Consider the following 19,624-nt stretch of genomic DNA (forward strand, 5'->3'; position numbering starts at 1 on the left):
CGGGGCATCGGTGGCAGCCGTCGGAGCACTATTATGTGCGGCGTCAATAAGACTGTCGGAGGCTCCCATGGCACCCGGTTCACGGTTACGCGGACTCCTCATCGGTGCTGTGATCGCGGGTGGTCTTTTCGTCCTGGCGGTGGCCGCCGCGATCGCCCTGATCTCCAACCAGCGCGGGACCGTCGCGGACCCGCCGGGCCCTTCCCTCTCGGAGCGGTCCCGCACGCCGGACGCGTCCGGGAGGCCGGGAGGGGTTCCCGACGGTGTCGAGGTGGTCGGGGAGAAACGGTCCGGCGGCCGGCGGATGGACCTGACCCTGCGCTCGGCGGCCCTCGGCGACGTCACCCGGGTGCGGCTGCTGCTGCCCAAGGGCTGGTCCAGGGAGGCGGGCAGGACCTGGCCGACGCTCTGGCTGCTCCACGGGGGGCTCGACGACTACGAGGGATGGTCGAGGTCCGGCGTCGAGAGGTTCACGGAGAACGATCAGGTCATCGTGGTCATGCCCGACGGCGGCAAGTGCGGCAGTTACTCCGACTGGTACAACGGCGGCGAGGGTGGGCCGCCCAGGTGGGCGACCTACCACCTCAAGGAGTTGCTTCCGCTGCTGGAGAGCAGGTACGCCGCGGGCAAGGAGCGGGCCATCGCCGGATACTCCATGGGCGGCCAGGGCGCGATGCTGTATGCGGCGGCCGGTGGTTTCAAGGCCGCGGCCTCCTTCAGTGGCGCGGTGCACATCCTCATGCCCGGGGTCGACCTGGCGGTCATGCTCGGCACCACGGCGGGCTGTTTCGGCACCGACTGGAAGCGGATCTGGGGTGATCCGCGGGAGAATCGCGAGGTGTGGGAGCGGCACGACCCGTACCATCTGGCGGGCAGGTTGCGCGGAGTCCGCCTTTACCTGGCCTCGGGTGACGGTGGCAAGGGGGACGGTGAGCTGTTCGGGGACATCACCGAGGAGCTCGCCCACAGGGCGACACTGGCCTTCGCCGGCCGCCTGCAGTCGCTGGACATTCCCTTCCAGCCCCACTTCTACTCGGGGCGCCACAACATGACCTACTGGAATCGGGAGCTGCGCCGGGCGCTGCCCATGCTCCTGGAGGCTGTCGGAGCCCGATGAGCCCTGCCGGCTCCTCCTGCCGGCCGTGAGGACGAATATTGGACATAAGGGGGCATAAAGGAAGAGGGGAAGGTCGCCCGAACGCTTCGCCGTCCGGCGGCGATGTTTCTCCGGGAGGCAGCGACGGCGATTCTCCGGGAGGCACCGATGGTGATCGCGACGATCAACCCGGCCACGGGCGAGACCGTCAGGACGTTCGACCCGATCCGCGAGGAGGAGGTGGAACGGCGGGTGGCACTCGCCGCCTCCGCGTTCCACGAGTACCGGACGGTCGACTTCAAGCAGCGGGCGGCCTGGATGCACGCCGCCGCCGGCCTGCTCCGGGCCGAGCAGGACCGGCTGGCACGGCTGGTGACCACCGAGATGGGCAAGACGCTGGCCGCCGCCCACTGCGAGGTGGACATGTGCGTGCGGGAGATGCGCTTCTTCGCCGACCACGCCGAGGGGTTCCTCGCGGACGAGTCGGCGGACGGGCCCGCCGTGGGCGCGCGGCAGGCGTACGTGCGCTACCAGCCGCTGGGCCCCGTCCTCGGGATCACCTCGTGGGACTTCCCCCTCTGGCAGGTGGTCAGGTCTGCCGCGCCCGCCCTGATGGCGGGCAACGTCTGCCTGTTCAAGCACGCGCCGAACGTGCCGCAGACGGCGCTGCAGCTGGGCGGGCTGTTCGCCAGGGCCGGTTTTCCCGAGGGATGCGCGCAGGTCCTGCTGATCGAGCCCGAGCAGGTCGAGCCGTTGCTGCGCGATCGGCGCGTGGCGGCCGTCACTCTCACCGGGGCCGATCAGGAGGGGCGCCCGGTCGCCGCGATCGCCGGCTGGGAGATCAAGAAGACGGTCCTGGAGCTGGGCGGCTCCGACCCCTACGTCGTCATGCCCTCCGCCGACCTGGACGAGGCCGCCGCCGTCGGGGTCACCTCGCGGGTGCGCAACAACGGCCAGTCCTCCGTCGCGGCCAAGCGGTTCATCGTGCACGAGGAGGTCTACGACGACTTCGCCGGGCTGTTCGTGGCGCTGATGGAGTCGCTGCGGCTCGGCGACCCCGCGGACGAGGCGACGGACGTGGGACCGCTCGCCACCCGGCAGGGCCGCGACCACGTCGAGTCACAGGTCGCCAACGCCGCGGGGCTCGGCGCCCGGGTGCTCTGCGGGGGAGTGAGCCCGGATCGGCCCGGCTGGTTCTACGAACCGACCGTGATCACCGGTATCACCTCCGAGATGCGGGTGTTCCACGAGGAGGTCCGCGGCCCGGTGGCCGCGCTGTACCGGGTCGCGGACATCGACGAGGCGATCGCCCTGGCCAACGCGACCCCCTTCGGGCTCGCCGCCGCCGTCTGGAGCGGCGACGTGGCGGAGCAGGAACGCCTCGTCTCCGAGATCGAGGCCGGCATGGTGTACGTCAACGGGATGGTCTCCGCCTACCCGCAACTGCCGTTCGGCGGTGTCAAGAGCTCCGGGTACGGGCGCGGGCCGTCGGCGTACGGCATCCGTGAGTTCTGCGACGCCAAGACCGTCTGGATCGGCTGATCGCCCGCCGCACCCCGGTGCGGGGCCTTCAGGCGGGCACCATCTGCCTGGCCGGGAGGCTGTCCACCGGGTTGAGCCGCCCGGCGGGCTCGATCTGCTCCATCAGCTCGTCCATGGCCTCCTGCAGGTGGCCCATGAGCCGCCACACGTCGGCCACCCGGTCCGGGCAGGACAGGATGCCGAAGTCGAGCGAGCCGTCGTAGGAGAAGCAGGTGATGTTGACCCCGCCGCTCACGTCGGTCAGCACGGACATGGGGTGGTAGGCGAGCACCCTGGCCCCGCACAGGTACAGCGGGAGCTGCGGTCCCGGCACGTTCGAGACGATCAGATTGATCGGCGGCAGCATGATCGAGGCCAGCCGGAACACCGTGGAGGTCGCCAGCGCGGTGACGGCCGCGGGCAGCATCGACGACAGCTCGCTCAGCCAGCCGGTGGGGGAGCCGGCGAACCGCCGCTTGGCGGTGTGCATCGTCCGCGCCATGACGCGCAGGCGCTCGCGGGGACAGGCCAGGTCGGTCGGGATGGGGGTGACCATGACGGAGATCTGGTTGCCGACCACGTCCTGTGCGCTCGCGGTGCGGACCGCGACCGGGACCGCGGCGATCAGCGGCCGGTCGGGCAGCGCATCGCGCTCACGTAGCCAGGCGCGCAGCGCCGAGGCGCACAGCGTCATGACCACGTCGTTGACGCTGGCCCCCGAGCTCCTGGCCACCCGTTTGACGTCCGCCAGCGGGATCGACCCGTAGGAGAAGCGCCGCTCGGGGCCGATCGGGCCGTTGAACGGTGTGCGCGGCGCCGTCAGCACGGGCAGCTCCGGCAACTCCCGCACCCTCCCGGTGATCATCCGGGTGGCGGCGGCCACCTGCCGGGCGCCCGGCAGCGCCGAGGCCAGTGGCATCGTGTCGAGTTCGGTCGCCATGCGACCCAGCGAGTACAGCGTTCTGGCGGGCTGCATCACCGACCTGGCCACGGCCCCGGCGAGCATGCCCGCCAGGCCGGGGGCGGTGGTCCGCGGCGTGGGCGCGGGCCGCTCGACGACGCGGGGCTCGGGCGTCAGATCCAGCAGCGCGGCGAGTGTCTCCGCTCCCGAGACCCCGTCGATGGCGCAGTGGTGGACCTTGGCGTACAGGGCGACCCGGCCGCCGGTCAGTCCCTGGATGAGATGCATCTCCCAGAGCGGGCGGCCCCGGTCGAGGCGCCGCTCGTGGATCCGGGCCACCTCCTCGGCGAGTTGGGCGTCGTCGCCCGGCGCGGCCAGGGTCACCTCGTGGACGTGGCCGGCGACGTCGAGATCGGGGTCTTCCGTCCAGTACGGCCGGTCGAGGTCGAACGGCACGGTGGCCAGGCGGAGCCTCAGCGCCGGGGCCAGGTGCACCCGCTCGTGGAGCAGCCCGATCAGGCACTCGCGGGTGAGGGCCCCGGCCCGGGAACAGGCGGGGTCGAGGATGGCAAGCCCTGCGACGTGGGCCGCCGTGGTCGCCGATTCTGCGTGAAGGAACTGCGCGTCGAGCGCGGTCAGCTGGCGCATCGGTCGAGCCTCCTGGCGGAAGATGGGAGAACACGTATTGCCATCATCAGGTCGGCACGTTTCCCTCTCGTTTCCTCCGTGGGACCTCGGATGTCTTTCCGGCGAGGTCTGGAGGCCCAGCCGATCATCGCGTTCGGTAACATTCCCATTTCGCTCGGTAGTCACGCCTGCCGGATGGAGGTGTCCCGGCGATTCTTTCCGAAGGTGATACTCGGGTGCGGGCATCCGGAGCCGTGGGCCGGGCCGTTCGGCTGGGCGGGGCCCCGGTCACCCGCTCACGACGGTCACGGGGTGGCGGACGACGGCGTCGAAGAGGTAGCCGAAGTCGTTGTGCGTGGTGTGCGACGGCTGGACCGCGCCGGTCTCGTCGGTGGCGCGGGCGAGCAGGAAGTGCCGGCCGGTCTGCGCGGGTTTCCAGGTGACCTGCCAGCGGGTCCAGGTGGATGCCACGTGCGGTCCGCGCAGCGGAGCGCGCTGCCAGGTGGCGCCGTCGTCCAGGCTCACCTCCACGTCGGCGATCCGGCCGTTGCCCGACCAGGACCGCCCGCGCAGCAGGTAGGGGCGCCCGGCGACCAGAGTGGCGTTCCAGGGCAGCTCGAAGGCGCTCCTGAGGCCCTGCGTGGTCAGCGGGGCGCCGCCCTGCGGCGGGTAGGCGTCGCCGAACATCCGGTAGAACTCGGTGTTCCAGGGCGAGGACAGCGGCGAGGCGGACACCTCGATGTCGCCGACCCACTTGACCGAGGCCAGGCCGATCCAGCCGGGGACGATCAGCCGCACGGGGTGGCCGTGGTCGGGCGGGAGTGGCTCGCCGTTCATCTCGTAGGCGAGGATGACGTCCCGCAGCGCCTTGGTCACCGGGATCGGGCGGCGTACCCGGCCGTAGTCGACCCCGTCGGCCACGTAGGCGGAGTCGAGTCCGCGGGCCATGACGTCGACGGCGTCCGTGGTGATCCCGGACCGTTCCAGCACCGTGGCCAGCGGCACCCCGCGCCAGCGGGCCACCCCGATGCCGCCGAGCCGCCACGGGGTGCCGGTGACCTCCTGGTGCTGCTGGGTGGTGAAGAGGCTCCGCCCGTTGCCCGCGCACTCGATGGCCACGTCGCGCGTCACCGAGGGCATCGCGAGTAGTTCCTGGTAGCCGAAACTGCGGGGGGCGCTCAGGCCCGTGCCGTGCAGCCGCAGCCGCCAGGTGGCCGCGTCGATGATCGGGGTGGAGGTGTGGTTGCGGACGAAGAACCGGTCGTTGGGCACGTGGAACCCGATGTCGCCCATGGCCTCCCAGCGCATCTCGGCATTGGTCTCGTGCTCGACGAACAACTCCGGCGGCAGCGGCTTGACGATCCCCGTGGCGGACGGATCGTCGTTCGAGGCCCCGCTGTCGCCGCCCCGGTCATCGAGGGTCCTGCCGCCGACGGCGGCCAGCCGGAGCCGGTCGGAGGCCTCCCGCGGCAGCTGCCCGGCTCGGGTGCGCTGGTAGACGGCCTCGTCGTCGAGGTTCTCGTACGGCATCCGGCGCCACTCCTCTCTACACCTATTTCCTACCGGTAAACTATGCAATACACGATGGGGGCCACGTCCTTGCCGCTCTCAATCATCCCCTCAACGACCGAGGAAAGCCAGCAACCGCTCCAGGGGCCAGGTGTTGATCACATCGTCGCCGGTGAGCCAGCCGCGCTGGGCGACACCGATGCCGAACCGCTGGTTGTCGAGATGGGGAACCGCGTGGGCGTCGCTGTCGATGGAGAATTTCACGCCGTGGTGTTGCGCCAGCCGCACCAGGTCCGAGGGGAGGTCGGAGCGGTCGGGGAAGGAGTCGATCTCCATCGCGGTGCCGGTGCGGGCCGCGGCGCGAAACACCTCGTCCCAGTCGGCGTCCACCGGCCCCCGGGCGCCGATCCTGCGGGTGGTCGGGTGGCCGATGATGTGCACGTGGGGGTTCTCGCACGCGGTGACGAGGCGCCGGGTCATCTCCTCGCGTGACTGGGTGAAGTGCGAGTGGACGCTGGCCACGCACACGTCGAAGCCCGCCAGCACCTCGGCCGGCCAGTCGACCGAGCCGTCGGGGGCGATGTTCAGCTCGCTGCCGTGCAGCAGCCGCATCTTCGGATATCTCTCCTGCAGCCGGTGCAGCCGCTCGCGCTGCTCCAGGGCCGCCTCCAGCGTCATCCGCTGCATCGCCAGGTCGGGCGCGTGGTCGGTCACCGCGTAGTAGGAGTAGCCGCGAGCGTGGGCGGCGGCGACCATGTCCTCCAGCGAGGCGATCCCGTCGGTCAGGTCGGTGTGGGTGTGCAGGTCGCCCCGCAGATCCTCCAGGGTGACCAGCCTGGGCAGCTCACCGGCGAGCGCGGCGGCGATCTCACCGGTGTCCTCGCGCAGGGTCGGCGGGATCCACTCCATGCCGAACGCCTCGAAGACCTCCTCCTCGGTCGCGGCCGCGATCACCCGCTCCCCCTCGAAAAGGCCGTACTCCGACAGCTTCCAGCCCTTCTTCACCGTGATCTCCCGCAGGTGCACCGTGTGCTCCTTGGAACCGGTGAAGTACATCAGCGCGGCGCCCCACGACTCGGCGGGGACCAGGCGCAGGTCGACCTGGACACCCTGGGCGGTGCGGATCGAGGTCTTCTTGTCGCCCGAGGCGATGACCTCCGCGACGTAGGGCTGGGCCTTGAAGTCGTCCATCAGCGACTCGGGGCCGACCGCGAGGACGTCGACGTCGCCGATGGTGTCCTTCATCCGGCGCAGCGACCCGGCGTAGGCGATCCGCTCGGCACCCGGCAGCGAGGCGATGACCCGCTCCGCCAGGTCCATGGCGGCTCCGATGTGCATCCTGGCGCTGTTCTCCGCCAGGTTCTCGACCCCCTTGAGCAAGTTTTCCACGGTCTTGGCGCCGAAGCCCCTGACGCCCTCGAGACGCCCCTCTCCGATGGCCTTCGCCAGGGCCTCGGGGGAGTCGATGCCCAGCTCCTGGTAGAGGAAGACCGCCTTCTTCGGCCCGAGCGAGGCCACCCGGGTCAGCCGCCGCACTCCCTGGGGAACCTTCCCTCGCAGGTCGTCGAGCTGCCGGAAGCTGCCCCGCTCCAGGTATTCCTCGACCTTCTTGGCGATCGCCTCGCCCACCCCCGGCACGCTTCGCACGGGCACGGCCGTGATGTCCTCGGGAGAACCCGCGATCGCCTTGGCGGCCTTCTGGTAACTGCGGACCCGAAACGCGTCGCCGCCGGTCATCGCGAACAGCTCGGCGTACTCCTCCAGAGCGGCCGCGACGTCGTCGTTAGCTCGTGCCATGGGGCCAGCCTAGAAGATCGCACCGACAGTTCCCGCTCCCGGCGGTCCGCCGCGCCCGCCGCCGGCCTCAGGCCCCGTCCCGATCGGGACGGTCCGCCGGATAGGTCAGCAGGTGGCCGCACATGCCGTCGCGGGGTACGGAGGGCATCCGGGTGACCGCCGCCTCGCGCAGGTGGGCCAGGTCGCCGGCGCGGAGCGCGGCCAGCCGGGCGCCCGTCGTCTCCGCCGCGCGCAGCGGGCCCTGGCGCCAGCGGGACTCGAAGGCGTCCAGGTGGGGGCCGACAAGGCCGGCGGCGGCCGCGAGGAAGGCGGCGAAACCGGGGCGGCCCGCGGCGCGGAGCCGCAGGAACCCCTCGACGGCCAGGTCGCGGCGCTCGCGCGGGGCCGAGCGCGCGGCCCCGGCATAGCCGGCCGGATCGGCGAGGACGTCGGGGGGGAAGGTCAGGACGGCGTCGCCGGCCTCGGGCAGGCCGCTGTTCTGCATGAGGACCACGATGCGCAGGTCACCGTCGTTGACCAGGCGATGGACGGTGCCCGGGGTGAACCAGACGACGGAGCCGGGGGCCAGCGCCGTCTCCTGGTAACCGTCCCAGGTCAGGGTCTGCACGCTGCCGGAACCGGCCACCACGGCGTACGCCTCGGCACACAGGGTGTGCAGGTGCGGCGAGCCACCGCGCAGGCCGTCGGCGGCGGGCCAGTCGTAGACGGTCAGATCGCTCACGCCGGTGCCGAACACGGGTGCTCCCTGGGTCTCTCACGCCGGTGCCGGACACGGGTGCCTTTGGACGTATGCCTCCAGCCGGGGGCGGTCCCACACGCCGATGGCCACGACCATCCGGTAGCGCAGCCGCAGCGTCGCGCCGGGCGGCAGGGTCAGTTCGCGATGGAACGCGATGGAGGGGTTGACCGCCGCGAACGGCGTGGTGCGGACGAACCAGACGGTGGGCCGGGCGCTCTGGAACAGCAGGGTGGAGGAGCGGTCGACCTCGTCGTGGGTGCCGCTGTAGGCCAGCCACGCCGACTCCCGGCCCATCATCTCCGGCCCCTCGCCGCCCTCGGCGATCACCCGGCCGTGCTCGAAGGAGCGGGGCCCGCGCCAGAACAGGCCGCAGTACCCGGCCATCGGGCGGCCTGAGGTGGTGGGACTGCCGAAGACCAGGTCCCTTCCGCGTACGTTGGTGATCGCGGTGGACAGCTCCAGCGCCCACGAGTCGTCGCCGACGTCGCCGACCTCGAAGGTCCTCACCTCGTCCACCCAGTGCTCGCCGCCCTGGGTGTGCCAGGTCAGCCGCTCCACGCCGGGGGCGAGGAACTCCTCGTGCCGCATGGTCCCGTTGTTCGGCAGGTCCACGTATCCGGCGGCCGCGCGAACGTAGCTGCCGCCGCCCCAGAAGTTCTCCCCCGACAGGTCCGAGACGGTCAGCTGCAGGCCCCGGTGCCAGCGGTGGTCGTGCGGGCGGTAGGCGCTGACCACGTCGCCCGCCAGGGTCCTGATCGGGTGGAAGTAGGGCTTGGGCGATTCGAACACCGGTGTTTCCGGCCGGTGGACGTAGCGCAGGATCTCGACGCCGCGCTCGGTGAAGGTCAGCTCCATGCGCGTCCGTCCAGGCGGTGGTAGAAGGGGTGATCGCGGGTGAGATCGGTGCGGAGCACGGGCCGGCCGGTGAACGCCGAGGCGTACAGGCCGGTGATCAGTTCGAGCGACCGGCGTCCCTCGGGACCGCTCATGGGCGGGCGCTCGCCGCGCTCGTAGGCGTCCAGCAGCTCCGCCAGCTGCGCCTCGTGCGAGCTCGGCAGGTCGGCCGGCGGGTTCCAGCGCGCCGAGGTGGACCTCCAGTCGGCGTTGCGGTAGCCGTACAGGTGGCGCAGCTCCACCGTCGCCTCGGTGTAGTCGAAGCGCAGGTAGCTCTCCTGGCGCCGGGACAGCACGCTGTTGACCACCGAGGCCATGGCTCCGGAGGCGAAGCGGACGGCGGCCATCGAGACGTCCTCGGTTTCGATCCGGCGGTCCAGCGTGCCGGTCATCGCGCGGATCTCCGACCAGTCGCCCAGGATCGACAGCATGAGGTCCATCTGGTGGATGCCGTGACCCATGGTGGGGCCGCCGCCCTCGGTCTCCCATCGGCCGCGCCAGGGCGCCTCGAAGTAGGCGTGGTCGCGGTACCAGGCGGTCACGCAGAGCGCGACGAGCGCTCGGCCCAGCTCGGGGGCGAGGGCGCGCAGGTGGCGCGCGCCGGAGCCGAACCGGTGCTGGGAGACCACCGAGGCGTAGCCGGGCCCCTCGGCCGAGGTGATCAGGTCGTATTCGGCCAGCGACCGGCAGGCGGGTTTCTCGATCCACACCCAGGCGCCGGCCTTCAGGCAGATCCTCGCCTGGGCGGCGTGCAGGTGCGGCGGGGTGCACAGGTGGACGAGGTCGGGCCGCTCGGCGTCGAGCATCGCCTCCAGGGAGGGGTACGCCCGCGGGATCGCGTGCTCGGTGCAGAACGCCCTGACCCGCGCCTCGTCGGTGTCCGCGGCGGCCACCACCCGCGCCCGGTGCGACTGGGTGCGCAGCGCGGGCAGATGGCAGATTCCCGCGATGCCGCCGGTGCCCACGACCGCCACCCGGATCATCGTGGTCCTCGCGGCACGGATGTCTCGGGTGTGGGGCCGGACAGCGTGACGGAGAGCCGGACCGGGCCGAGCCAGGTGAAGCGGCTGTGGGCGGCCAGTGCCCACAGCCGCTTGGAGACGCGGTAGGTCACCTCGGCCTCGCCGATCCGGATGAGGCGCCGGGTGGCGCCGAACCAGAGGACTTGACGTCCTCCCCGGCGTGAACGCCGACGATTCCTGCCATGTCGCTGACGCGACATCTCGGTGGGTTCCTGTTTCACGGCCAGGTGCCCGGACGAATCCAGGTCTCACCTCGGCTCCGCAGGCGTCTCACGTCTGCGCCCGCCCGGCGGCGACGTGGAGACGGTATCGGAGCGCGCCCTGTTCCGCCGGTGAAATCAGGAAGGTCGGGGAGCAGGAGGATCGGTGTCAGTGGTGCCCTGTGACGTCGTGACATGCGGGAACCCGCTTTCCGAAAGTTTCACAAGATTACCGAGACTTTTCGTGTCGATCACCGTAAATGTTTCGGAGGGCGGCAGTCAACAGCCGTCAGGGCGGGCGGTGCTGTCGCGGACCACGAGGTCGGTGGCCAGCTCCACCCGCCGGGGCTCGTGCCCGCCGCGGTCGAGGCCGAGCACCATCCGGGTGGCCAGCGCGGCCATCTCCTGGAGCGGCTGGCGCACGGTGGTCAGCGGCGGCCAGGCGGAACGTGCCAAAGGCAGGTCGTCGAAGCCCACCACCGACAGGTCCTCCGGCACCCGCAGGCCACGCTGCCTGGCCGCCTCGAAGACGCCGAACGCCTGCATGTCACTGCCGGCGAAGATCGCGGTGGGCGGGTCCGCCGCCGACAGCAGCGCGTGGCCCAGGTCGCGGCCCGAGCCGACCAGGAAGTCGCCGTACCCGATGAGCGAGGGGTCCACCGCGATCCCCGCGGTCTCCAGTGCGGCGCGGTAGCCGTCGATGCGGGCCCGGCTGCACAGCATGCCGGCCGGGCCGCCGATCATCCCGATCCGGCGGTGGCCCAGCTCCAGCAGGTGACGGGTCGCGGCCAGGCCGCCGTTCCAGTTGGTGGCGCCGACCGAGGCGACTCCCGGCGGCGGCTCGCCCTCCGGATCCACCACCACGAAGGGGATGGACCTGGCGGCCAGCTGGCCATGCTGGGCGGCGCTGATCCGCGAGCCGATCAGGATGGCCCCGTCGGTGCGCCGGGTGGCGATCCGCTCCACCCAGTCCCTGCCCGGGCCCGCGTGGCTGTGCAGTACCGAGACGACCACGCCGGCGTCGACCTCGCGGGCCGCGGTCTCCACGCCGCGCACCAGTTCCATCGCCCACGGGCTCTCGATCTCGGTGAAGACCAGATCCACCAGGCCGACGGGCTCGTCGCCCTGGCCGGTCCTGCGTATGTAGCCGTGCTTGTGCAGCAGGCGCTCGATCCGCTGCCTGGTCTCGGAGGCGACCTCGGGCCGCCCGTTGATGACTTTCGAGACCGTGGGCGCGGAGACCCCGGCCTCCTCGGCGATCAGGGCGATCGTCACCCGCCTCTTGGATGGCATGCGGCGAATACTAACCGAAAGCTTTCGGAGACCCGTAAGGGGGCTGTCTCCCTTGCTGTTCGAGCTCGCTACCACGGCGGCTATTGACGCGTAACCGACAGTTTACCTATCCTCCGGGTCACGAAATATTCGGGGAACCTATGAAATTTTTCAGACCCACTCCCGAAAGGGGAACCCCATGCTGAGTCGGCGAGGCGTGGTGGCGCTGGCGGCATCGATGGTGCTTCTTGGAGCCTGCGGCACGAGCGGAGACGACAACGGGGCGAAACCGGGCGCGAGCGCCGGCTCGGAGAAGGTCACCTTCGAGTTCTGGAACCTGGCGACGGCCGAACCGCTCAAGTCCTTCTGGGCCGACCTCATCAAGGAGTACCAGGCGGCCCACCCGAATGTGACGATCAAGAACGTCGGCATCGAGAACGACTCCTACAAGCCGAAGCTCGCCACCCTCACCCAGTCGGGCAAGGCGCCCGACCTCTACTCCACCTGGGGTGGCGGTGTCCTGAAGCAGCACATCGAGGCGGGCCTGGTGAAGGACCTGTCGGCGGAGGCCGGTGACATCCTCGGCGGCTTCACCCCGGCCTCGCTGGCCGCCTACCAGTTCGACGGGAAGACCTACGGGCTGCCCACCGACATCGGCATGGTCGGCTTCTGGTACAACAAGTCGATCTTCACCAAGGCCGGCATCTCCACCCCGCCCGCCACCTGGACCGAGTTCCTGGACGCGGTGAAGAAGATCAAGGCGACCGGGACCACCCCGATAGCCCTCGCCGGCAAGGCCAAGTGGCCGGGCCACTACTACTGGGCCTACCTGGCCATGCGGGTGGCGGGTCTGGACGCGCTCAGCCAGGCCGGCACCACCAACGACTTCACCGGCCCCGACTTCGTCGCCGCCGGGCAGCGGCTCAAGGAACTCGTCGACCTGCAGCCGTTCCAGAAGGGCTTCCTCAACGCCGACTACTCCACCCCCGACGGACAGGCCGCGACCGTGAGCAACGGCAAGGCCGCCATGGAACTGATGGGCCAGTGGGCGCCGTCCGTGCAGAAGGACTCCGGCAAGGGCCTCGGTGACGACCTCGGGTTCTTCACCTTCCCGTCCGTGGACGGGGGCAAGGGCTCCGCGGGCGACGCGTTCGGCGGCGGCGGCGGCCTCGCCGTGGGCGTCAACGCCCCGCCCGCCGCGCTGGACTTCCTGAAGTTCGCGCTCAAGCAGGAGAACCACTCCAAGGCGGTCGCCGCGGGAGGCGTGCTGCCGGTGCTCAAGGGTGAGGAGTCGGCCGTCACCGACCCCAACATCAAGGTGGTCTCCGACGCGCTGTCGGCCGCGACCGGCTTCCAGCTCTACCTCGACCAGGCCTACCCGCCGGCCGTCGGCCAGGAGGTCAACGACGCCGTGGCCGAACTGATCGCGGGCAAGAAGACGCCGGAGGAGGTCGTCAAGGTCATCACCGAGACGGCGAAGTCGGAGTCGGAGTAGCCGTCCGCATGAAGGTGACAGAGCCGATCGAGGCCAGGAAACCGACGGTGAGCACGGTGAAGGGACGAGGTCGGTGACGACGATGACCGGGCCGGACGCACGTCCGGCCCCTGCCGTGGGAAAGCCCGCCGAGGGGCGGAGGCGGCGCGGCGGTGGGCGCGCGCGAAGGGGCTGGGTCACCGCGATCCTGTTCGTGCTCCCCGCCCTGGTCCTGTTCACCCTGCTGGTGCTGGCGCCGATCCTGGTCGCCGGCTACACCAGCCTGCACAAGTGGAACGGCATCGGGCCGCCGAGCGACTTCATCGGCCTGGACAACTTCACCCGGCTGCTGAACAGCGACATCTTCCTCGGCGACCTGTGGCACGGCGGCATCCTGGTCGTGCTCTCCCTGGTGGTGCAGCTGCCGCTCTCGCTGGGCCTGGCGGTGATGCTGAACCAGCGGATCCGGGGGCGTGCCCTCTACCGGCTGCTGTTCTTCGCGCCGTACATGCTCTCCGAGGCGATCACCGGCGTGCTGTTCTCGCTGATCCTCTCACCCGAGGCGGGTCTGGCCAACCGGCTGCTGACCTCCTGGGGGCTGGAGCCGTGGAGCTGGCTGTCGGAGCCGGACACCGTGCTGTTCTCGATCTTCCTGGTGATCACCTGGAAGTACTTCGGATTCCACATGATCATCTATCTGGCCGGTCTGCAGGGCATCCCCAAGGAGTTGCACGAGGCGGCCAGGATCGACGGCGCCGGTGGCTGGAAGGTGTTCCGGCACGTCACCCTGCCGCTGCTCGGCCCCACCATCAGGGTCAGCGTGTTCCTGTCCGTCATCGGCACGATCCAGCTCTTCGACCTGGTCTGGATCCTCACCGGCGGCGGCCCCTCGCACGCCTCGGAGACCATGGCCGTCAGCATGTTCGAATACGGTTTCAAACGGACCCAGATCGGTTACTCCAGCGCGATCAGCGTCGCCATGTTCCTGATCAGCCTCGTCTTCGCCCTCGGCTACCAGCGGTTCGTGCTGCGCCGGGACCTGGAGGGGGCCAGTACCACGATGGGAGACCACCGATGATCACCCGGTTCCGGACGGTCCCGATCCACGTGATCGTCTGGGTGGCGGCGGTGTTCATCGTCGTCCCCTTCGTGTACGGCCTGTTCGGTGGTTTCAAGACCACCGCCCAGCTGTCGGAGAACCCGCTCGGCCTGCCCTCCCCATGGGTCACCGAGAACTACACCGACGTGATCACCACCGGCGCGTTCTGGCGCCAGCTCCTCAACAGCCTGTTCATCGCGGTGGCGACCACCGTGCTGGTGGTGTTCCTGTCGGCGATGGCGGCCTTCGCCTTCGCCCGATTCGCCTTCCGCGGCCGCGAGTTCCTGTTCACGCTGTTCGCCATCGGGCTGATGTTCCCGTTCGCGGTGGCGATCCTGCCGTTGTTCATCCTGCTGCGCACCTTCGGCCTGCTGGACAACCCGCTCGGGGTGATCCTGCCGCAGGCCGCGTTCGGGCTGCCGCTGACGATCATCATCCTGCGCACCTTCTTCCGGTCCATCCCCAACGAGGTCGAGGAGGCCGCCACCCTCGACGGCTGCACCCCCTTCGGGTTCTTCTGGCGGGTGCTGCTGCCGATGGCCAGGCCCGCCCTGGCCACCGTCTCGGTGCTGGCGATCGTGGCGAGCTGGAACAACTTCTTCCTCCCGCTGGTGGTCTTCAACGACCCGAACCTGTGGACGCTGCCACTGGGCGTCCAGCAGTTCCAGGGGGAGTACGCGGCGGACACGGCCAAGATCCTGGCCTACGTCATCGTCTCCATGGTCCCGGCCCTGGCCTTCTACGCGGTCGCCGAGCGCCAGCTGATCAGCGGCCTCACCGCGGGCGCCACCAAGGGCTGAGCCGGGACCTCATCGCTGTGTCGAACGACCGTTGTGGAGAGTGAGAAACATGACCCTGAGTGTCGCCGGATCCCGTCTCGTCGATTCGGCCGGCACCCCGGTACGGCTGCGCGGAGTAGGCCTCGGGGGCTGGCTGAACATGGAGAACTTCATCACCGGATATCCGGCCAACGAGGCCACGATGCGCGCCGCGGTCCGGGAGGTGCTCGGCGACGACCGGGCCGAGCTGTTCTTCGACCGCCTGCTCACCTCGTTCTTCGGCGCGGGCGACGCCTCGCTCCTCGCCGGTCTCGGCGTCAACTGCGTCCGGATCCCGATCAACTACCGTCACCTGGAGTCCGACGACCGCCCCTTCGAGATCATCGAGCCGGGCTTCCGCCACCTCGACCGGGTGATCGGCCTGCTCGCCGAGCGCGGCATCTACAGCGTCATCGACCTGCACGCCCTGCCCGGCGCGCAGAACCAGCACTGGCACTCCGACAATCCCACGCATATAGCCGCCTTCTGGCAGCACCGGCACTTCCAGGACCGCGTCGTCCACCTGTGGGAGGCGGTGGCCGACCGCTACCGGGACAACCCGTGGGTGGCCGGCTACAACCCGATCAACGAGCCCGGCGACTCCAGCGGGCAGGTGGTCGGCCCCTTCTACGACCGCCTGGTCAAGGCGGTCCGCGCCGTCGACCCCGGACACGTGCTGTTCCTGGACGGCAACACCTACTCCACCGATTTCTCGATCTTCCGCGAGGTGTACGAGAACACGGTATTCGTCTGCCACGACTACGCCCTGGCCGGCTTCGCACACGGCGGCCCCTACCCCGGCCACACCCGCGGCGAGTGGGTGGACCGGGCCCAGCTGGAGAAATCCTTCGAGCGGCGGACCGTCTTCCAGCGCCAGACGGGCACCCCCCTGTGGGTCGGCGAGTTCGGCCCCGTCTACACCGGCGACGCGGAGATCGACCGGCAGCGCTACCAGATCCTCCGCGACCAACTGGAGATCTTCGACTCCTACCAGGCCGGCTGGTCGCTGTGGACCTACAAGGACGTCGGGCTGCAGGGCCTGGTCAGCGCGGGTGAACCGTACATGAGCCGGTTCGGTGACTTCATCGCCAAGAAGGGACGGCTGGGCGCGGACCGGTGGGGCTCGACGATGGAGGAGTCGGCGAGTGAGCTGGCGCCGCTGCACCGGCTGATGGAGACCGAGTTCCCCTCCTGGAACCCCTACCCCTGGGGCGCCCGCTACCAGACCGACGACCTGATCCGGCACATCCTCATCGCGCAGGCCCTGGTCCCCGAGTACGCCGAACTGCTGCGAGGCTGCTCCGACGAGGAACTGACCGCCCTCGCCGACTCCTTCGCGCTCACCCGCTGCGTCCGGCGGCAGCCACTGCTCGACCTGCTCGCCGAGAACCTGCTCGCCGAGAGCCCGCTCGCTGAGAACCCGCGAGGCGAGAACCGGCAGGGTGAGAACCCGGGCGGCGACGTCTGAGGAAACCGCACGGCGACCCCGTACGGCGATGCCTGACGGAGCCGTACGGCGGTGGCGCCTGAGGACCCGCGCGGCGACGCCCGGCAGATCCCGCTGTCCCACCGGCACCCCACTCCTACCTGACCGAGGAGCCCAGCAGAGATGCGCACCCCCCGGCCGCGAACAGCGGTCCTGGCCCTGTTGTCCCTCGCACTGTCATTCCTGGCAGGCGCGTCAACCGTCCCCGCCGCGCACGCGGCCGCCGCCACCATCGCCACCTACGACTTCGAGTCCGGCACGCAGGGCTGGGAACCCCGGGGCTCCGGGGTCTCGGTCACCGCGACCACGGACTCCGCGCACGGCGGAACCCGGTCCCTGCTCACCACCGGCCGCAGTGCGACCTGGCACGGAGCGGCCGTGACCCCGCCCTTCGAGAAGGGCGTCGGCTACCAGGTGACCGCGTGGGCGCGGGCCGTCGCCGGTCAGCCGTCCTCGACGGTCGCGCTCACCATGCAGCGCACCCCGGCAGGTGGCACGACGCTCTACGAGCGGGTCGCGGCGGCCACCGTCACCGACTCCGAGTGGGTCCGGCTGTCCGGCACCTACACCTACGCAGCCGACTCGGCCCTGTCGCTGTACGCGGAGAGCTCGGGCGAGACCGTCGCCTTCCAGCTCGACGACATCGTGGTCACCGCCGACACCGACCCCACCCGGTCCGGCCTGACCAGTGACTTCGAGACCGGCAGCGCGCAGGAGTGGACCGCGCGTGGCGGCGCCACCCTGACCCCGGGAGAGGGCTTCGCGCACACCGGGGCCTACGGCCTGGGCGTGACGAACCGGCAGGCCTCCTGGGACGGTCCCGCACGGACCGTCCTCGGCAAGATGGCCAAGGGATCGAAGTACGACCTGTCGGTGTGGGTGCGCACCGACAGCGCCCAGAGCCTGGGCCTGTCCGTCGAACGGAGGCTGGACGGCACCCCCGCCTACGAGCGGGTGGCCGCGCCCAGGGCATTGGCCGCCGGCGAGTGGACCAGGCTCGCGGGCACCTACACCCTGGCCCACGACGTGGACTTCCTGAGCGTCTACATCGAGTCGGCCGCGGGGACGGAGCCGTTCGCCATCGACGACTTCCAGCTGACCTACGTCGAACCCAGGCCCATCCAGACCGACATTCCCTCGCTGAAGGACAGATTGCCGTTCACCGTCGGCGCGGCCTTCTACCGGGGCGCCACCCTGGGCGAGCACGCCAAGCTGATCACCAAGCACTACCAGAGCGTCACCCCCGGCAACAGCCTCAAATGGGACGCCACCGAGCCCGCCGAGGGTGACTTCACCTTCGCCGACGGCGACTACCTGGTCGACTGGGCGACCACCAACGGCCTGGAGTTTCGCGGCCACACCCTGGTGTGGCACAGCCAGACCCCCGACTGGGTGTTCGAGGGCGCCACCAAGGAGATCCTGCTCCAGCGGATGGAGAACCACATCCGCGCCGTGATGGGCCGCTACAAGGGCAGGATCGGCACCTGGGACGTGGTCAACGAGGTCATCGACGAGAACCGGCCGGACGGGCTGCGCCGCTCCCCATGGTTCGAGATCGCCGGCCTCGACTACATCAGGACCGCCTTCCGGGTGGCCCGCGAGGTGGACCCGGACGCGACGCTCGTCATCAACGACTACAACACCGAGTTCCCGCGCAAGCGGCAGGCGTTCTACGACCTGGTCAAGAAGCTGCGCGCCGAGGGCGTCCCGATCGACGCGGTCGGTCACCAGCTGCACGTCAACGTCGAGCAGCCGCCCACCTCGTTCATCGAGGACACGATCGAGAAGTTCGCCGGACTCGGCGTCGAGCAGCAGGTCACCGAGCTGGACGTGAGCGTCTACACCGACTTCGTGACCTCCTACGACACGGTGCCCGCCGAGATCCTGGCCCTGCAGGGCCACCGGTACCGGGAGATCTTCGACGTCTTCCGGCGGCAGGCGGACCACCTGTCGTCGGTGACGATCTGGGGCGTCGCCGACGACGCGACCTGGCTGTCGTCCTTCCCGATCACCCGGACCAACCCGCCACTGCCGTTCGACGACGAGCTCCAGGCCAAGCCCGCGTACTGGGGCATCGCCGACCCCGGCAGGCTGCCCCCGCTGACCCGGAGCCTGAACGCGCCCGCAGGCACGGTCACGGTGGACGGCAAGCGGGACGACGAGTGGAACCTGCTGCCCGACGCCCCCATCGCCAGGATCGGCAACCTGTCCGCCGGCTGGCAGGCGCGCACCACACCCGCCGGCCTGTACGTACTGGCCGAGGTCAACGATCCGACCGACAACAAGAACGACACGGTCACCCTCACCGTGGGCGGCACGCCGTACCGGATCCAGCGAGGTGGCACGCACGCCCACGGTTTCAGGGCGCACACCAAGAAGACCGCCACCGGCTACCGGGTGGAGGCGCTGCTCCCCTCGGGGACGGCCACCGGTGTCAAGGTCGTCGTGGCCGACGCGGGTGGTCAGCAGATCTCCTGGGCGGGTGAGCTGACTCCCGTCCCGGCGATCAGGACGACCCGCGCGCCGAAGAGGACCCCGGTAGTGGACGGCATCGTGGACGCCGCGTGGAACCAGGCGCCGGAGATGACCACCGGCACCCGGATCCAGGGCACCTCGGGGGCGACCGCCAAGGTGCGGGCGATGTGGAACTCCGGCACCCTCTACGTGCTGGCCCGCGTCACCGACCCCGAGCTCAGCGAGGAGTCGCCCAACGCCTGGGAGCAGGACTCCGTCGAGATCTTCGTGGACCCGCAGAACAACAAGACCAAGGGCTACGACGATGACGACGGCCAGTACCGGATCAGCTTCACCGGCAGGCAGACCGTCGGCGGCACCTTCGACGCCTTCGCGGTCAAGGAGAACCTGACCGGCGCGGCCACCCGCGTCCCCGGCGGCTACGTGGTCGAGGCGGCGATCAGGCTGCCCACGGTCACCCTGGCCAAGGACGCCCTGCTCGGCTTCGACATCCAGGTCAACGACGCCGTCGGCGCCACCCGCGCGGCCGCCGCGACCTGGAACGACCCGACCGGGCGCGGCTACGTCGACACGTCGAGGTGGGGGGTGCTCCAGCTCGTCTCCGACATCCCCCGGGAGTATCGCGCGCTGATCGTCGAAGCCGGCACGATGTGCGCGGACCCAGGCCTGAGCCCGGCACTGGTCGCCGGAATGC

At 70.3% G+C, this 19,624-nt stretch carries 15 protein-coding genes; 7 read left to right on the plus strand and 8 right to left on the minus strand.

Annotation, left to right across the window (positions count from 1 at the left end; genetic code table 11):
* Positions 1–67 precede the first annotated feature (67 nt).
* Positions 68–1,117 carry an alpha/beta hydrolase gene (locus ABT130_RS14915; protein ID WP_350928777.1) on the plus strand — a complete coding sequence of 350 codons (1,050 nt, stop codon included), beginning with the start codon at positions 68–70 and terminating at the stop codon, positions 1,115–1,117.
* Between the two features lie 147 nt (positions 1,118–1,264).
* Positions 1,265–2,638, plus strand: a complete 1,374-nt coding sequence (locus ABT130_RS14920; protein ID WP_350955872.1) for an aldehyde dehydrogenase family protein — start codon at positions 1,265–1,267, stop codon at positions 2,636–2,638.
* Positions 2,639–2,666: 28 nt separating this feature from the next.
* Here the strand turns inward: ABT130_RS14920 and ABT130_RS14925 are convergent, their stop codons facing one another.
* The 8 genes from ABT130_RS14925 to ABT130_RS14960 all read right to left on the minus strand — a co-directional run bounded on the left by ABT130_RS14925 (position 2,667) and on the right by ABT130_RS14960 (position 11,599).
* The gene (locus tag ABT130_RS14925) at positions 2,667–4,166 is read right to left on the minus strand and encodes a WS/DGAT/MGAT family O-acyltransferase (RefSeq protein ID WP_350928781.1); all 1,500 of its coding nucleotides are present in this window, start codon (positions 4,164–4,166) and stop codon (positions 2,667–2,669) included.
* A gap of 267 nt (positions 4,167–4,433) precedes the next feature.
* Positions 4,434–5,675, minus strand: coding sequence for a sulfite oxidase (locus tag ABT130_RS14930; RefSeq protein WP_350955874.1), 1,242 nt, complete (start codon positions 5,673–5,675; stop codon positions 4,434–4,436).
* Positions 5,676–5,765: 90 nt separating this feature from the next.
* Complete coding sequence (gene polX / locus ABT130_RS14935; RefSeq protein WP_350955876.1) at positions 5,766–7,451, minus strand: DNA polymerase/3'-5' exonuclease PolX; 1,686 nt, start codon at positions 7,449–7,451, stop codon at positions 5,766–5,768.
* Between the two features lie 67 nt (positions 7,452–7,518).
* Entirely contained in the window at positions 7,519–8,187 is a 669-nt protein-coding gene (locus ABT130_RS14940) for a cupin domain-containing protein (RefSeq protein WP_350928787.1), read from the minus strand.
* Between the two features lie 18 nt (positions 8,188–8,205).
* Positions 8,206–9,045, minus strand: a complete 840-nt coding sequence (locus tag ABT130_RS14945; RefSeq protein WP_350955878.1) for a DUF6807 domain-containing protein — start codon at positions 9,043–9,045, stop codon at positions 8,206–8,208.
* Positions 9,036–10,067, minus strand: coding sequence for a Gfo/Idh/MocA family protein (locus ABT130_RS14950; RefSeq protein WP_350955880.1), 1,032 nt, complete (start codon positions 10,065–10,067; stop codon positions 9,036–9,038). Before ABT130_RS14950 ends, ABT130_RS14945 begins: the two co-directional genes overlap by 10 nt.
* The gene (locus tag ABT130_RS14955; protein WP_350955882.1) at positions 10,064–10,306 is read right to left on the minus strand and encodes a hypothetical protein; all 243 of its coding nucleotides are present in this window, start codon (positions 10,304–10,306) and stop codon (positions 10,064–10,066) included. The genes ABT130_RS14950 and ABT130_RS14955 overlap by 4 nt, the downstream gene beginning before the upstream one ends.
* Positions 10,307–10,585: 279 nt before the next feature.
* Entirely contained in the window at positions 10,586–11,599 is a 1,014-nt protein-coding gene (locus ABT130_RS14960; protein ID WP_350928793.1) for a LacI family DNA-binding transcriptional regulator, read from the minus strand.
* 178 nt (positions 11,600–11,777) lie between these two features.
* Here ABT130_RS14960 and ABT130_RS14965 point away from each other — a divergent pair, with 178 nt between their 5' ends.
* The 5 genes from ABT130_RS14965 to ABT130_RS14985 all read left to right on the plus strand — a co-directional run.
* Positions 11,778–13,073, plus strand: coding sequence for an extracellular solute-binding protein (locus ABT130_RS14965; protein ID WP_350955884.1), 1,296 nt, complete (start codon positions 11,778–11,780; stop codon positions 13,071–13,073).
* A gap of 82 nt (positions 13,074–13,155) precedes the next feature.
* Positions 13,156–14,130 carry a carbohydrate ABC transporter permease gene (locus ABT130_RS14970; protein WP_350955896.1) on the plus strand — a complete coding sequence of 325 codons (975 nt, stop codon included), beginning with the start codon at positions 13,156–13,158 and terminating at the stop codon, positions 14,128–14,130.
* On the plus strand, positions 14,127–14,951 hold the full coding sequence (locus tag ABT130_RS14975; protein WP_350955886.1) for a carbohydrate ABC transporter permease: 825 nt from the start codon (positions 14,127–14,129) through the stop codon (positions 14,949–14,951). Before ABT130_RS14970 ends, ABT130_RS14975 begins: the two co-directional genes overlap by 4 nt.
* 49 nt (positions 14,952–15,000) lie before the next feature.
* A complete protein-coding gene (locus tag ABT130_RS14980) occupies positions 15,001–16,437 on the plus strand; it encodes a glycoside hydrolase family 5 protein (RefSeq protein ID WP_350955888.1) in 1,437 nt (478 codons plus the stop codon).
* A 141-nt stretch (positions 16,438–16,578) separates the two neighbouring features.
* A partial coding sequence (locus ABT130_RS14985; protein WP_350955890.1) for an endo-1,4-beta-xylanase occupies positions 16,579–19,624 on the plus strand: 3,046 nt, incomplete at its 3' end.

This window comes from Streptosporangium sp. NPDC001681 (genome assembly GCF_040298085.1).
Classification (GTDB): Bacteria; Actinomycetota; Actinomycetes; order Streptosporangiales; family Streptosporangiaceae; genus Streptosporangium.

Excerpts from the sequence above, each read along its gene's own strand:
- ABT130_RS14925 (WP_350928781.1), bottom strand. The coding sequence starts at position 4,166 with ATGCGCCAGCTGACCGCGCTCGACGCGCAGTTCCTTCACGCAGAATCG.
- ABT130_RS14930 (WP_350955874.1), bottom strand. The coding sequence starts at position 5,675 with ATGCCGTACGAGAACCTCGACGACGAGGCCGTCTACCAGCGCACCCGA.
- ABT130_RS14960 (WP_350928793.1), bottom strand. The coding sequence starts at position 11,599 with ATGCCATCCAAGAGGCGGGTGACGATCGCCCTGATCGCCGAGGAGGCC.
- ABT130_RS14970 (WP_350955896.1), top strand. The coding sequence starts at position 13,156 with ATGACCGGGCCGGACGCACGTCCGGCCCCTGCCGTGGGAAAGCCCGCC.
- polX (WP_350955876.1), bottom strand. The coding sequence starts at position 7,451 with ATGGCACGAGCTAACGACGACGTCGCGGCCGCTCTGGAGGAGTACGCC.
- ABT130_RS14975 (WP_350955886.1), top strand. The coding sequence starts at position 14,127 with ATGATCACCCGGTTCCGGACGGTCCCGATCCACGTGATCGTCTGGGTG.
- ABT130_RS14920 (WP_350955872.1), top strand. The coding sequence starts at position 1,265 with ATGGTGATCGCGACGATCAACCCGGCCACGGGCGAGACCGTCAGGACG.
- ABT130_RS14980 (WP_350955888.1), top strand. The coding sequence starts at position 15,001 with ATGACCCTGAGTGTCGCCGGATCCCGTCTCGTCGATTCGGCCGGCACC.
- ABT130_RS14955 (WP_350955882.1), bottom strand. The coding sequence starts at position 10,306 with ATGTCGCGTCAGCGACATGGCAGGAATCGTCGGCGTTCACGCCGGGGA.
- ABT130_RS14965 (WP_350955884.1), top strand. The coding sequence starts at position 11,778 with ATGCTGAGTCGGCGAGGCGTGGTGGCGCTGGCGGCATCGATGGTGCTT.
- ABT130_RS14950 (WP_350955880.1), bottom strand. The coding sequence starts at position 10,067 with ATGATCCGGGTGGCGGTCGTGGGCACCGGCGGCATCGCGGGAATCTGC.
- ABT130_RS14945 (WP_350955878.1), bottom strand. The coding sequence starts at position 9,045 with ATGGAGCTGACCTTCACCGAGCGCGGCGTCGAGATCCTGCGCTACGTC.
- ABT130_RS14915 (WP_350928777.1), top strand. The coding sequence starts at position 68 with ATGGCACCCGGTTCACGGTTACGCGGACTCCTCATCGGTGCTGTGATC.